Origin of the sequence: Cyclobacterium xiamenense (genome assembly GCF_900109255.1) — a bacterium.
GTDB classification, from domain to species: domain Bacteria; phylum Bacteroidota; class Bacteroidia; order Cytophagales; family Cyclobacteriaceae; genus Cyclobacterium; species Cyclobacterium xiamenense.
The window spans coordinates 37,263-51,782 of the sequence record NZ_FNZH01000008.1 but is presented as its reverse complement, the minus strand read 5'-3'; the positions used below and the strand labels follow the sequence as shown (position 1 = coordinate 51,782).

The window sequence follows — 14,520 nt, the reverse complement described above, 5'->3', positions numbered from 1 at the left end:
TTTTTCGTTCAATTGAATCACAAAATTTTCAGTTAATTGCCTTTGACAAAATAATTGGTTACATTAATTCGATTGTTTAAAATTTCAGCCAGTCTGAAAAAAAGCACCTTAAAAATCCATTACCCAAAATAAACCAAAAACACATGTGTAAGAATCACGGAGTAGCCTATGTAGAACCCGGGAAAGTAGAGGTCCGGGAAATCGATTATCCAAAATTGGCCCTCGGAGACCGCAAATGCCATCACGGGGTCATCCTAAAAATCGTCTCTACCAACATTTGCGGAAGCGACCAGCACATGGTACGGGGCAGGACCACCGCCCCGGAAGGCCTGATTCTGGGCCATGAAATTACCGGACTCGTGATCGAAGCTGGAAGGGACGTAGAATTCATTAAAGTAGGCGACCTGGTATCGGTGCCCTTCAACATCGCCTGCGGCCGCTGCCGCAATTGCAAGGAAGGAAAAACAGGTATTTGCCTAAACGTAAATCCCGCCCGACCGGGCGCTGCCTACGGGTACGTAGACATGGGTGGCTGGGTTGGCGGCCAATCGGAATACGTAATGGTCCCCTACGCCGATTTCAACCTGCTGAAGTTTCCGGATAAGGACCAGGCCATGGAAAAGATACGCGATCTGACCCTGCTCTCCGATATTTTCCCAACCGGTTATCACGGCGCGGTGACCGCTGGCGTAGGGCCCGGATCCATTGTCTACGTGGCAGGTGCAGGACCGGTCGGACTGGCCTGCGCGGCTTCCTGTCATTTGCTTGGCGCCGCCGTGGTGATTGTAGGCGATATGATTCCCGAACGCCTGGCTCAGGCCAAAAGCTTTGGTTGCGAAACCATCGACCTGAGGAACAAAACCCCATTGCCTGATGCCATCGCCGAAATCGTAGGTGTACCCGAAGTGGACTGCGCCGTGGATTGCGTGGGATTTGAAGCAAAAGGCCATGGAGCAGATGCCGATAAAGAAGCACCAGCCACCGTACTGAATTCCGTGATGGACATTACCCGTGCCGGCGGAAGCATTGGCATTCCCGGCCTTTATGTGACCGGAGACCCGGGAGGCATCGATGCCGCTGCCAAAAAAGGAAGTTTGAGTATTCGCCTCGGTCTCGGCTGGGCAAAATCGCACTCCTTTCATACCGGACAATGCCCCGTGATGAAATACCACCGGCAACTGATGCAGGCCATTCTTTACGATAAGGTGCAGATCGCCAAGGCAGTAAACGTACAGGTGATATCCTTGCAGGAATCCGTGCAGGGATACAAGGACTTTGATGGAGGTGCCGCCAAAAAATTTGTTATCGATCCCCATGGATTAATCCCTAATTGATCCGATCGCCTACCGGGCCGTATTGGGCCTGGTAGGTTTTTTTTAGTTTTAAAGAAACAGAATTGCCCCAATTCATACGATTTTTTCGAGCCTGATTTTCGAACGGAATGAGCAGCGGATCAGGCCCATGTGCTGTGCTTTCGGGTAAATTGTAACCGAATTTCTTTATTTTAGCACGAAAATCGACTGACAGGAACTTATGAAAATACGATTACTCCTAACCGGCCTGCCACTAGTTGCACTCGCTTTTTTTGCTTGTGAAAATCGGGAGGCAAAAAATGAAAAGCTCAATGTGCTGTTTATTGCGGTAGACGACTTACGTCCGGAACTGGGTTGTTACGGCGTTGATTACGTGCATACACCGAATATCGATAAACTGGCAGGAGAAGGACGGGTATTTTTCAATCACTTTGTCCATGCGGCCGCATGCGGGCCGTCCCGGTCCACCCTGCTTTCGGGCACACGGACCACCGATTGGGACATTTTCAAAACCATCCGGGAATCCGGAACGAAACCAACCGGTATTTTTTCCCTGCCTCAACTCTTTAAAGAAAACGGGTACCGCACTGTCGGTATCGGTAAGATTTCCCACCAGCCCGGTGGGGTGATGGATTCCCTACAAACCCTGCACGAAGTGCCTTACAGTTGGGATGAATCCTATGCTCCTGTTGGTGAATGGAGGGAACCCTGGAGTGCCTTTTTCTCCTATGCCGGAGGAAAGGCCCGGACAAGCTATTACGGCCGGCCAACCAACCGCAGCCTGCCCCCCTTTGAAGCGGCGGCGGTGGTCGATGAGGGCTACGCAGATGGGCACAACGCCGCAGCAGCCATCCAGCAATTGCGGCAACTCAAGGATTCCACGTTTTTTCTGGCTGTGGGATTCTATAAACCCCACCTCCCCTTTAATGCTCCCAAACACTATTGGGACTTGTACGATCCGGAAAGCATCCCCACCTCCCAGTATCCGAACATGCCAGAAAATATCGCCTCCGGCCTAAGCCTGCACTACGGACGAGACAGCTACGAACCGCGGGGAACCTACACCTGGCCCGGCGATACCCTTGGCTGGGAAATCACACCGGAGCGGGGAAATACCCTCAAACACGGCTACCTGGCTGCGGTCAGCTACGTCGATGCACAGATCGGTAAAGTCCTCGATGAATTGACCCGACTGGGGCTCGATGAAAACACCCTTGTGGTTTTGTGGGGAGACCATGGCTGGCACCTGGGTGATTACGGCATCTGGGGCAAACACACCAATTTCGATATCGCCCTCAACAGTCCACTCGTCGTCCGGCAGCCACGAATGAAGCAACCCGGCGTGCCTGCGCAGGGCCTGGTGGAGACCGTGGATATTTTCCCCACACTTGCCGAACTCTGCGGGATTACAGCCCCCGACCACCTGGAAGGGACAAGTTTCAAAGCTGCTTTGGATAACCCGGAAGCCCCGCTCAAGGAGTTCGTAGTAGGAGAACGGGATGCCTGGGGGGTACGTGGGAAAACGGCACGAACCCGCGACCACCGATTGATGGTATGGATCGATAAAGCCAGTGGCGACACCCTGGAAATCAATCTGTTCGATAACCGGGAGCAACCCATGCCCTATCAAAACATCCGGGAGGACCACCCGCAACTTGTCGCGGACCTGAAGAAAAAACTAGAAGCGGCTGAGCGGGAAAGAACTGACTTTTTCTCCGGGCTATAAACGGGTCGGGATTCAATCCAATAGGGAAGGGTCACCCAATTTGCCCATAAAAAGGACGACACCGCTGTGGTTTTCCTGAATAAAAAACACAAAAGGTTTATCCAGCTTATATTCTGAAAAAGAGGGTACCCCAGGAGCACTGGTCTCTACAATCTCCACGATGGTAGCGGCTGCAGCTTCGCTTCCTTTTTCGTCCACTTCGATCAGGGCCTCGTGGATTACCCGACTTATCGTCAAGGGACCGGTAGTATTGGCAAACAGACGGGTAAAATTACCTGGATGGTTTTGAAATGGAAGGGTAAGCCCCATGCTTATCAGGTCTTCCTTCAGGTTATCCACTTTGTAGCGCATGCTAAATTTTGGCATGTGCAGCAGAAAATTCATTTCCTCGGCCTCTTCGCGGAACTGCTCCAACGATTCCAGGTCCAGCCCTTCCAGCTTTTCTTGCAATCCTTCATCCGATGTCAAAATCCCCAGGCTATACTGCCCGGTGCTGTAGGGGATTTCCAGGTAATCCATCCCATTTTCCCTCCGAAATTTTAGGGTAGTGGCCTCCGCCAATTGCATCATATCGACCTGCACCTCAGTCCCATCGAAGGTGGTGAATGGAGCTTTTTTCGTTAGCCTCTCATCGAACCGGTACTTCCAGTCTGCCTTGAAGTAGATGGCGTTGACCAGGTACATGACCGCACTGGCCGGAACCTGATCCAACATATCCCGGATCAGTCCTTCCGTATTATTTTCAATCCATTTGTTGATGATATCGACCGCCTGGGGATTGGCCATGTCCAGGGCAGCCAATTCGGCATCATAAGCTTCACGCAGCCTGCTGGCAAACCCTTCGTCAAGGTCATAACCTTGCTTGTACCAAATGGCATTGGCTATGGATAAACGGACCTTTGGGTCCAATTCCATCAAAAATCGGGTAAGCGTTCCGGCCGCCTTATTTGCCTCCTCCATGTCCATACCCTCAAAATGGAGTACTTGCCTGAATTGCTCTAACGTCTCCCCCTCATTTCCGTTCATAGCCATGGCAAGTGCCAGGTGAATGCTGTACGGACTGAAAAATTGGTTGGGCCCCTCCCTGCTTTGTAGCTGCTGAAAGAGGTCCATTGCAAAAGCAGCACTGCTGTTAACCAGAGAATTCTCTGCCAGTTGAAGGGTCCGAGTCCTGGGTTTCAGTGGTTCATCTTCTCCAGTTATCCCATTACAGGACCAAAAAAACCCGCAAAGCGAAGCGAAAAGAAAGCAGTAATTTTTCATGATAACATCCGGTTTCGGTTATTCCCCAGACGCAAAACGAACCCCATGTGCTACAATGCTTACCGGAAAAAGTAACATTCATGGTCATTTTTTAGCTGGAAGGTATAAATGGGCTGCAGGTATCACGAAGACATAATTTATTTGAAAGGCCTAATGCTCCTCAGACTCCGAAGGCTTAACGGTTAATTCGATGGATTTATGCATCAGTTTTTCAGCCATCCACCTTAAAACTAACCAAACCAAAAAAAATCCTACTGCATCCGTCAACCCGTTGAGCATGATAAAGTCAAGCTGCTCGTACCAATCCAGGTGCCGTTGGTGGAAGAACCAATCGTAAATTCCCGTACCCAAAGAAAAGAGGACCAAAACCCAAAGGATAGTACTGATAGCTGGCCAATAAGGTAACTTTCCGGTAGTAAATTTAAAATGCATCATTTTGTCATCCATTTAGTTGGATACAAAATAAAGGATGCCCATTGATCCCTGCATTGACCTATGTTAAGTTTGGTAGATAACCCTTTACCACCAACCCTGAATGATTTGGCCCAGCTTTAAAAATACTATCAGGCCAACTCTATGATCTCAGCATTTAAGTTAATCCCTGATTTAATTCAGCAGGGAAGGATCGCCCAGTTTTCCCATAAAAAGAATGGCACCGCTGTGCTTGTCCTGGATTAAGAAAACAAAGGGCTTGTCCAGACGAAAGACGTTTGGTTGGCGCGGCGGACCAACAGAGGTAAACTCTATTTCTACCACCGTGGCCGCCGCCGCTTCACTTCCCCGCTCGTCCACCTCGATCAACGCGTCGTGAATCACCCGGCTGATAAACTTGGGTTCGGTGGGATGCGAAAACAATCGGGTAAAGTTCATCGGACTGCTATCAAATGGTTTCTTCAGGCCCATGGCTATCAGGTCTTCCTTCATTTCTTCCATTTTATAGCGCATCTTGAACTTGGGTAGCTGTAGAATAAAATTGGCTTCATACGCCTGCTCCCGCCAATTTTCCAGATCCTCGTAGGAAAACTCCCGGAGCTTTTCGTCCAAATCAAATTCATCCGACGTAATCACACCCATGCTGTACTGTCCCGTGCTGTAGGGGATCTCGAGGTAGTCCAAATCCCCGTTGCTAAAATACCGAAAGGTGGCCGGCTCTTCCATCTGCATCATGTCTACCTGCACTTCTTGCTGGGGGTTGATATAAAACGGAGCTTTTTCGGTATTGGAAGCATGGAAGCGGTATTTCCAATCGGCCTTAAAATAAATGGCATTGACCAGGTACATGGCCGCAAGGGGAGAAATCTTGTCCAGCATGTCCTTAATAAGCCCTTCGGTATTGGTTTCGATCCAATCGTTGATCACGTTGACCGATTGAGGATTACCCATATCCAAACCGGCCACTTCTGCGCCAAAGTTATTGCGAACCGTTTCTTCAAACTCCGGATGAACGTCAAAACCCTGCTTGTACCAAATGGCATTGGCAATGGACAGCCGGACTTTCGGGTCCAGTTCCAGTAAAAATTTGGTTAGGGATCGGGCCGCCTCGTTGGCCTGTTCCAAGGTCATGCCTTCGTAGCGCAAGACCCGGGCGAACTCCTCCAACACCTCTCCTTCGTTGCCGTTCATGGCCATGGAAAGGGCCTGATGGATGCTGTAGGGGCTGTAAAACTGATTCACGTCTTCGGATTGCTGAAGCTGATGGAACAGGTCCATCGCAAAGCGAGAACTGGACAGGACCATTTCCTGCTCTGCTGCCTGCAGCGCCCGGAGGTTGGGTACTGCGGGTTCCTCTTCGCCACCACCGGTCCAATCACAAGCGCTCAGCGCGAAAGTTGCGCACAAAACACCGATCAAGTAATGTTGCTTTTTCATACAGGTTTGGTTTTTTATTTACTGACCGTACGTAAAAAAGGCTTCAAACGCTACATGTCCGGATACATTTTTTCCGCAGCTAAAAGTCAGTCGGGTGGGCTCGGAGCCAATGGACTTTCTCACCAAAAAAAGTGCCTCTTGCACCGATCAAGGCGAGTTGGTGCTGCTCCCCAAACGGGCAGGCATTGCCCTGCTTCAACCTTCTCTGGGGTTTAGATTCCTCTTTAACTGAAGGTATATCCAGGCGCCTATTGGCCTTACCGGCTAGTACAGTCTGGAAATTTGATTCGAAGGTATCCCTTCTTTTCACCACATGGCATTTGCTTTTTTCAGGATTTATTAGAAGATTATAGAAAATTTTATCGCCGATTACCCATATAACCCATGCAACGAAGACAGTTTTTAAAACTGGGTTCCCTGGGAACCATGGCCGCCTTGTCTGGCCTTCCCTTGGTATCCCAGGCACGCTCCGAATATAAAATCAAAAAAATCCGCTACTACGCCGCTCCCGGCTATAACAAACCGCTATTTAATCAGGCTAGAGGTATCGTTGAAGTAGAAACCGACTCGGGATTGATCGGGATTGGAGAAGGAGGTACCCCGGACATGGTGCGGCAATGCGCCGAGATGCTGATCGGAGAAGATCCCTTCCGCATCGAACACCTCTGGCAGTACCTGTACCGGGGCATGTTTTATCCACCCGGAAAAGAAAAACTGCACGGGCTGGGTGCCATTGAAATGGCCCTATGGGACCTGAAAGGCAAGGCCCTGGATGTTCCTGTCTACGAACTGCTGGGCGGCAAGACCCGGAATTACGTGGAATGCTACGCCACCGGCTTTCGGAAATCCACTGCCAATACCATGGAAGGCAGGGCGCTGGACTGCCTGGAAGCGGGCCTCAGGTGCTACCGCATCGGTCCTACGGGAGGAAACGGAGACATGCCCTTTGATTTTTACGAACACAGCAAAAAAACCATTGCCCTCTGTGAACAGTTGGACAAGGCAGTAGGCGGCAACGGCAACTGGGCAGTGGACCTGCACACCCGGTTTGATACCCCGGAAGCCATCAAAATCTGCGATGCCCTGGAAGAATTGGAGCCCTATTTTGTGGAAGATATCATCCGATCGGAAAACCCGGAAGTATACCGAACCATACGAAATCAAACCAAGGTGCCCATTGCTGTGGGCGAACAGTTTGGCGACCGATGGGACAGCAATGTATTGATGGAAAACCACCTGATTGACTATAGCCGGGTGACCCTTCCCAATACCGGTGGGATTTCGGAACTGAAAAAAATCATCGCCATTGGCGAAACCCATTACGTGGGTATCATCCCCCACTTTACCGGCCCGCTTTCTACCGCAGCGCTGGTGCACGTGCTGGGCTCCTCCAGCCCTACCCGCTGCATGATTGAACTTGCCGGTGGAGAACCGGAAAAACCCGCCTACTTCAACGAAGATTTTATCGATTTCAGAGATGGAAAGGTACACCTCAATGACAGACCAGGATTGGGGGTCACTTTTGATCCGGAGAAGGCAGACTTCCTGTTTGAGGTAACCAAAAACACGGAATTTACTCATCCCTTCCTGAAAAGTCCGGATGGAGCCATCCATAACTGGTAATCCCGGTACCTTCCAAAACCCATCTACCCAAAAAGAACCCCTCGCATGAAATCCCAACCCAAAAAAAACAGCACGAACGGCAGCCGGGCTTTATCCCGCAGGGCAGCCATACAGTCGGTACTGGGACTGGCAGGAACCAGTCTGATGCTTCCCCTTTCCTCCTACGCCCAACAGCCCGCTCCTCAAGCCTTGCGAAAAAACGAGGTGCGGATAACCAAATTGGAAACCTTTCTGGTCAAACCCCGATGGATATTTCTAAAAATTCACACCGACGCCGGTGTCACCGGGCTGGGAGAACCTTTGCTGGAGGGACGGGCACTGAGCATTCAGACCGCCATCAAGGAAATTGAGCCCTACCTGATCGGAAAAGACCCGCGTCGGGTGGTGCATCACTGGCAGGCCATCTACCGGCATGCGTTTTACCGCGGCGGACCCATTCTTACTTCGGCCCTTAGCGGCATTGACCAGGCCCTTTGGGATATCAAGGGGAAATTGCTGGGAATTCCTGTCTACGAACTATTCGGTGGCCCCACCCGGGACCGGGTGCGGATATACGGTAGGGCCAGCAATGCCGAAGACATGAAGAAACGCAAGGCCGAAGGCTACACGGTCATCAAAACCGGGGTAGCCAAAAAACAGCCTGCCCGGATGGTAGAAAACCCGGCCTTTATCGACTACGCGGTGGAGAACTTTGCCGCGCTGAGGGAAGCCGGCGGCCCGGAAATGGACATAGGCATTGATTTTCACGGGGCCATTTCTCCACAGACCGCCAAAGTATTGATCAAGGCCCTGGAGCCCTATCAACCCATGTTTATCGAAGAGCCCTGCCAGGCCCAAAATGTGGACGTTCTGGTAGACATTGCCCGAAGCACACACCTGCCCATCGCCACCGGCGAACGGATCTTTACCAAATGGGGATTTCGGGAATTGCTGGAAAAGGGTGCCGCGAGCATTTTACAACCGGACCTGTGTCATGCAGGTGGCCTGACCGAAGGTCGGTTGATCGCCGGAATGGCTGAGGCCTACTACGCCGCCATCGCTCCTCATAACCCCATGGGCCCCATTTCCCTGGCCTGTGGCCTTCAGCTGGCCGCCAGCATCCCCAACTTTTTGGTGCAGGAACAGGTGTCTCTGGGAGAAGGTTACCTGAAAAAACCCTTCCGGCTGGAAGCCGACGGCACCGTATTGCTGCCGGAAGGTCCCGGACTGGGCATCGAACTGGACGAAGCGGCGCTGGCGGATAAAATTGGACACGACTGGACCAACCCCGAAACCTACGATCCCCGGGATGGATCAGTGGTGGATTGGTAAGTACGAAGGACAAAAGGCTATAACGAACGAAACAAACCCAATCAGATCATGAGACCAAAAAACACAACACGAAGAAACCTACTTAAAGGACTGGGACTGGGGGCTGCTGCCGGACTATTAGGCGTGCATCCCCTTGCACATGCACGAAACGAAAACGCAACACCCACCTCGCTAAACGGGCTTCCCCCATTAAAAATCACGAACGTGAGGGCGATCGGAACGGCTCCCAGCGGATCAAATCTCATCGTGGTCAAAGTAGAGACCTCCGAACCAGGCCTGTATGGATTGGGCTGCGCCACCTTCACCCAACGAGCCTTTGCTGTAATCACGGCCATCGAAAAATACTTACAGGACTTCTGTGTGGGAAAAGACGTGGACACCATCGAAGACATGTGGCAATCCGCCTTTGTGAGTTCCTACTGGCGCAACGGGCCCGTCCTGAACAACGCCATCAGCGGACTGGACCAGGCACTTTGGGACATCAAGGGCAAGCGGGCCAATATGCCCGTGTACCAGCTATTGGGTGGAAAATGCCGCTTTGCGGTTCCATGCTACACCCATGCCAGCGGCAACACCCCGGAGGCCGCAGCGGATCAGGTATCCGGATACATGGAAGAAGGCTACCGGTACGTGCGCATACAGCAGGGAGGCTACGGCGGAACCGCCCTTACCGGAGAACCGGACTTCAAAAAACAAGGCTACGGGAGGGAAACGGATCAATACATGGACCAGGGAAAATACATTCGGGGTGTGCCAAAGCTTTTTGAGACCGTGCGCCGGCAATGTGGAGAAGAGGTGGAATTGCTGCACGATATTCACGAGCGACTGGAACCCATGGATGCCATACGGGTGGTGAAAAGTACGGAGCCCTACCATCCGTTTTTTATCGAGGACCCCTTTTCTCCAGAGCAGATGGAATGGTTTCAGGCCCTTCGGGAAGCCACCACGGTTCCGTTGGCCATGGGCGAACTCTTTAACAATATCAACGAATTTAAGGAGCCCATTACCAATCGGATGTTTGATTACATCCGCATCCACATCTCCCAAATCGGAGGCATCAGTCCGGCCATGAAAGTAGCGCGGCTGGGAGAATTTTACGGAATAAAAACCGCTTGGCATGGCCCAGGGGATGTATCACCCGTAGGGCACGCCGCCAATGCGCACATTGACCTGGCGGTATGGAATTTTGGCATTCAAGAAGCGGCGCGTATTTCCGAGCTGTCCCGGGAAATCTTCCCTGGTTCGCCGATCATGAAAGACGGCTACATGTGGGTAAACGAAGCTCCGGGCCTGGGTGTGGACATCAACGAGGACCTGGCCAAAAAATACCCCATGCATACCCGTTCCAACTGGACTGTACGAAAGTTTGACGGGACGATTATCCGGCCTTAGATTGATAGAGATTGAAAGGGAAATTGGCCTTCGACGGGCTCAGGCGTCAGGTTGAAGGGAGATTGGTCTTCGACGGGCTCAGGCGTCAGGTTGAAGGGAGATTGAAAGGGAGATTGATGGGAGATTGGCCATTTTTCAATCTTTATCAATCTATTTTCTTCAATCGATTCAATCATTCTTTCTTCAATCTTAAATCCAATTAGGATGGAAAACAGCAATTGGGTCAACTACAAAATCGATATTAGGGAGCTGCTTAAGCGATTTGCACTTGAGGTATTGGCCTTGTCCGAAAAATTTCCAAAAACAACCCGCTCGTATGATACACCTTTTCAAATTTTTTTCAACATTTCGAATTGCCGGCTCACTTGCGGAGCGCTTCGGTTCAGTAACTCTATAAATCTATGTCTTCCTCACACATTCAACTAAACCCCATTAAACTGGGCATTCAGCTTGAGAACATGCCTCATGGGGTGTACAGAAAACTATTGGTCCCCGACTATATCAATATGATGCAACTGCACGCTGTTCTTCAACTTGCAATGGGCTGGACGTTCAGTCACTTGTTCCAAATTATGGATACCCGGCAGCGGCCGAAACTGATTGCCAGCTTTGGCGCATTTGAATCGTACGAGGAACCACTACCCTATGAATACGAAACTCACAGGCTTCTACTGAAGTGAGAATACATGGAACGGATTGGCAGGAAAAACCTGTGGTACTGGTACGATTTCGGGGACGACTGGTGGCATAAGATCAGCTTCTTAAAGCCGACAAAGCAGGATCTAATTGAATTCAAGGGGATTCCCATTTGCATGGACGCCTATGGAAAGTGTCCTCCAGAAGATGTAGGCGGTGCCTGGGGGTACCAGGATTTTTGTGATGCAATCGATAACAAAAACATCCGGAATACCGCTCCTATCGAGAGTGGCTGGGACTGGATATGAAAACGCCCTATGAACTGGAAAAGGTGTCCATCACTCCAATAAACGAAACGCTAAGGGCCTATTTTCATTCGAGGGAGTGGAGCCGGGATACGGGCCAATCGTTTGCAGAGGGCTGGGTGGACTTTTTTGAAGGGAGGGAATACGCCCTTAATCGCACGCTACAGGGATTAGGACCGGGTCCCAAAAACAAACCGATGCGGCGCTCTAGCGAGGTATTTGACCGAAGGACCGATCCGTATACTCCTTTTTTTCCAACCTTTCCGCAGGGAAAGGATATTCAAAAGCTGCCAAACCCTCCCTTTCGCTTTACCGAAGAGAATTCCGCAGGCGAGGCAAGCCTCTGCCTTCAAAGCCAATTCCTCCAATCACTCCATTCCAGCACAAAAAACGAAATCCCACAAAAATATCCTTATCCAGCATTTTGTGGGACCCGGGTACCGAATACCAGCAACTTACCAGATGCTAGCCAGTTCGTGTACCTGGTGACTGCTTTTAAATCCGGTCAACCGTATCCGGGAATAGGGCTGTTCCGGGAAAACAATTTCCGACAGTACCAATGCGCCCTGATTCACAAAAATCTCCACCGAAGAACGGTCCAGAAATACCCGCAACTCGGTTACTTCCATTCCATGAAGCGGAGCCGTATGCAGGGCAGTAAAGGCCTCGCTGAAACCAGTAACTCCAGATTGGCTGCGATCGAAGGTGAGTTGATCGCCCTTTTTTGCCAGAATGATCCGTTCCCCGGCATCGTTGCTCAGCTCCAGGCTGAAGTCTCCCGCTTCGGGAAAAAGCAGCAACTCCGCAAGCTCGGCGTCAATAGCCCAGGAATCCCCTTCCTTTGTGCTACTGGATTTTCGGAGTTTTTCTAATTCGGCCACTGGACTAGAGCGCACCCGATAGGTTTCCCCCTGCCGGACCAGCGCTAGCTCCCGGGGAAGGGTATTCGCCGAACGCCAGTTTTCGGTCGGTACCACATTGGCATAGGTCCAATTGCTCATCCACCCGATGAATAACCTCCTTCCGTCCGATTTGGGCACGTTTGACCAGGTTACGCCGGCGTAGTTATCTGCCCCGTAGTCCAGCCATTTCACCTGATCGCTTTCGCTGGTGAAGGTGGATCCGTCAAAATCGCCGACGAAATACTGGGTGGCAGAGCCGCCATTCGGCCCGCCTGGATTGATGCTGACGAAGAGAATCCATTTTTCCTCCCCCTCCGGGGTAGTCAAGGGGAAGAGGTCCGGACATTCCCAGACGCCTCCATAGGCAGCCCATTCGGGTTGAAAATCGCTTTCGTAGGTCCATTCCAGCAAGTTGTCGGAAGAATAGAAACGGATGCGGTCCTTTACCGCCAACGACATGATCCACCGCTCCCCTATCCAGGCAACCTTCGGGTCTCTAAAATCCCGTATTCCCGGGTTTTCCAAAACCGGATTGCCCGCATATTTGGTCCAGTTCCGTCCTCCATCGGTGCTATAGGCTATCCCCTGAGTTTGGTAGTCTTCCCTCCCTGCTTCGGCCCCTACGGGATCGTGGTAGGTATAAATGGCGACAAGGGGCGGGTTATCTGCGGTGCCAAGGCCGCTGCTATTCGTTTCGTCAAGGACAGCTGACCCGGAAAATATCCAACCCAGGCTATCCGGGGCAATGGCAATGGGCAAGTGCTCCCAATGCACCAGGTCTTTGGATACCGCATGTCCCCAATGCATGGGGCCCCAGACGTTGCTGTCGGGATAGTGCTGGTAAAACAGGTGGTATTCTCCCGCGTGATAAACCATCCCGTTGGGGTCATTCATCCATTGGGACGGTGGGCTAAAGTGGTACTGGGGTCGAAACGGTTCATCAAACCGGCCGTCCGGCTCGGCGCTCTTTTCCGAAGGGGCCGGAGAACAGCCCACGGATAGCGCCAGTACGGATACGAACAGTACGTAGAGGACGGTGTTTATTTTTCTATGCATTGTCGATGATTTTTTTGCTTTTTTTCGCAAATAGCAAATGAAATGCGGTTTTTCCGGTGCTACGTTCTAGCTAAGGTCAACTTTCCTTCGGGATCTACCTCCGTAAAAGGCAAGAAAATGTACTACGCCGACCAAAATCTAAAACTGAGGCAAGTTACTAAAGTTAATGCGCAAATCTGTAAACACAAGGAGGATAACGAAAATTGAAACCAATACAACGCCCCCAAGCCAGCAACCAACGCCTCGTCATTACTTGCACGCGTTGTCTCCATGCCCTAGCTTTGTACCATGCAAAGCCGGCCCTATACCTACCTCTTCCGCATCCAATACCTGGGCCTTCGCTACCATGGCTGGCAGGTTCAGAAAGGAGTGAAAACCATTCAGGGTACACTCCAACGTACCTTTCGCTACCTGCTCGGGCACGAGGATTTTACCTTGCTGGGAGCCAGCCGCACAGATAGCGGGGTGTCTTGCCTCAACGGGGCCTTTGAGCTGTTTCTGCGGCAGCCATCCGATCCCTCCACCCTGCTGCAGGAGGCGAACGAAAACCTCCCGCCGGATATTCGCCTGCTCAGCTGTCGGGAAGTCCCTGCTTCCTTTAACATCATTCAGGACGTCTCCTGCAAACAATACGGGTATTATTTCTTTTTCGGTGAGAAGCCCCACCCATTTCAGACCGGCACGGTGGCATATGCGGGAAAAACCCTGGATCTATCGCTGATGGCGCAGGGAGCTGCTCTTTTTGAAGGCAGGCACGATTTCCGCAGGTTTTGTAGTCCGGGGAAAAATACCGATGACTTTCAACGGGAAATTGCGTATGCGGCCATCCTTTCGGCGAACCATTCCCTGGTTCCACTGACACCAGAAAATACCTTTGTTTTTCGGGTGCGGAGCAAGGGGTTTTTAATGCATCAGGTGCGGCGAATGGCTGCTTCCCTTTTCCTACTTGGTACCCGAGAAATGAGCCTGGAAATACTGGAATCTGCACTACTCGGAAGAGTAGCAAGTCTGTTGGGACCAAAGGCTCCTGCCGCCGGACTGGTGCTGGAAGACCTGGAGTTTCGAAACGGAAGTCTGGATGGCGAATAATCCGAGAGCAAATGCCTAGCAGCGAGGAGCTTGCT

General features: G+C 51.4%; 11 protein-coding genes and 1 pseudogene. 7 read left to right on the top strand and 5 right to left on the bottom strand.

Translation table 11 applies throughout. From position 1 onward, the window contains the following. Positions 1-143: 143 nt before the first annotated feature. Positions 144-1,334: a formaldehyde dehydrogenase, glutathione-independent gene (gene fdhA / locus BMW71_RS19270; protein WP_092177753.1), complete on the top strand. Its 1,191-nt coding sequence runs from the start codon at positions 144-146 to the stop codon at positions 1,332-1,334. Between the two features lie 199 nt (positions 1,335-1,533). After that, positions 1,534-3,039: a sulfatase gene (locus tag BMW71_RS19265; RefSeq protein ID WP_092177751.1), complete on the top strand. Its 1,506-nt coding sequence runs from the start codon at positions 1,534-1,536 to the stop codon at positions 3,037-3,039. A gap of 12 nt (positions 3,040-3,051) precedes the next feature. Here BMW71_RS19265 and BMW71_RS19260 read toward each other — a convergent pair whose 3' ends face one another. The 3 genes from BMW71_RS19260 to BMW71_RS19250 form a co-directional block, all read right to left on the bottom strand. Further along, positions 3,052-4,302, bottom strand: coding sequence for a serpin family protein (locus tag BMW71_RS19260; protein ID WP_092177749.1), 1,251 nt, complete (start codon positions 4,300-4,302; stop codon positions 3,052-3,054). Between the two features lie 150 nt (positions 4,303-4,452). Further along, on the bottom strand, positions 4,453-4,737 hold the full coding sequence (locus tag BMW71_RS19255; RefSeq protein ID WP_143057697.1) for a hypothetical protein: 285 nt from the start codon (positions 4,735-4,737) through the stop codon (positions 4,453-4,455). A gap of 171 nt (positions 4,738-4,908) precedes the next feature. Continuing rightward, entirely contained in the window at positions 4,909-6,171 is a 1,263-nt protein-coding gene (locus BMW71_RS19250; protein ID WP_092177745.1) for a serpin family protein, read from the bottom strand. 384 nt (positions 6,172-6,555) lie between these two features. On the opposite strand from BMW71_RS19250, the gene BMW71_RS19245 reads away from it, so the two are divergent. Genes BMW71_RS19245 through BMW71_RS19235 form a run of 3 tightly spaced genes read left to right on the top strand, consistent with a single transcriptional unit; the run spans position 6,556 to position 10,497 of the window. Beyond that, complete coding sequence (locus BMW71_RS19245) at positions 6,556-7,794, top strand: mandelate racemase/muconate lactonizing enzyme family protein (RefSeq protein ID WP_092177743.1); 1,239 nt, start codon at positions 6,556-6,558, stop codon at positions 7,792-7,794. A 45-nt stretch (positions 7,795-7,839) separates the two neighbouring features. After that, a complete protein-coding gene (dgoD, locus tag BMW71_RS19240) occupies positions 7,840-9,105 on the top strand; it encodes a galactonate dehydratase (RefSeq protein WP_092177741.1) in 1,266 nt (421 codons plus the stop codon). A gap of 48 nt (positions 9,106-9,153) precedes the next feature. Continuing rightward, the gene (locus tag BMW71_RS19235; protein ID WP_092177739.1) at positions 9,154-10,497 is read left to right on the top strand and encodes an enolase C-terminal domain-like protein; all 1,344 of its coding nucleotides are present in this window, start codon (positions 9,154-9,156) and stop codon (positions 10,495-10,497) included. Here BMW71_RS19235 and BMW71_RS19230 read toward each other — a convergent pair. Beyond that, complete coding sequence (locus BMW71_RS19230; protein ID WP_143057696.1) at positions 10,494-10,673, bottom strand: hypothetical protein; 180 nt, start codon at positions 10,671-10,673, stop codon at positions 10,494-10,496. The two genes, BMW71_RS19235 and BMW71_RS19230, sit on opposite strands and share 4 nt — an antisense overlap. 225 nt (positions 10,674-10,898) lie before the next feature. Between BMW71_RS19230 and BMW71_RS23935 the strand changes: the two are divergent. Then, positions 10,899-11,441, top strand: a pseudogene (locus BMW71_RS23935) (plasmid pRiA4b ORF-3 family protein). Between the two features lie 452 nt (positions 11,442-11,893). On the opposite strand, the gene BMW71_RS19210 reads toward BMW71_RS23935, so the two are convergent. Further along, complete coding sequence (locus BMW71_RS19210) at positions 11,894-13,396, bottom strand: glycoside hydrolase family 32 protein (protein WP_092177729.1); 1,503 nt, start codon at positions 13,394-13,396, stop codon at positions 11,894-11,896. Between the two features lie 288 nt (positions 13,397-13,684). Here BMW71_RS19210 and BMW71_RS19205 point away from each other — a divergent pair, with 288 nt between their 5' ends. Beyond that, complete coding sequence (locus BMW71_RS19205) at positions 13,685-14,485, top strand: tRNA pseudouridine synthase A (RefSeq protein ID WP_092177727.1); 801 nt, start codon at positions 13,685-13,687, stop codon at positions 14,483-14,485. The last annotated feature ends 35 nt before the right edge of the window (positions 14,486-14,520 follow it).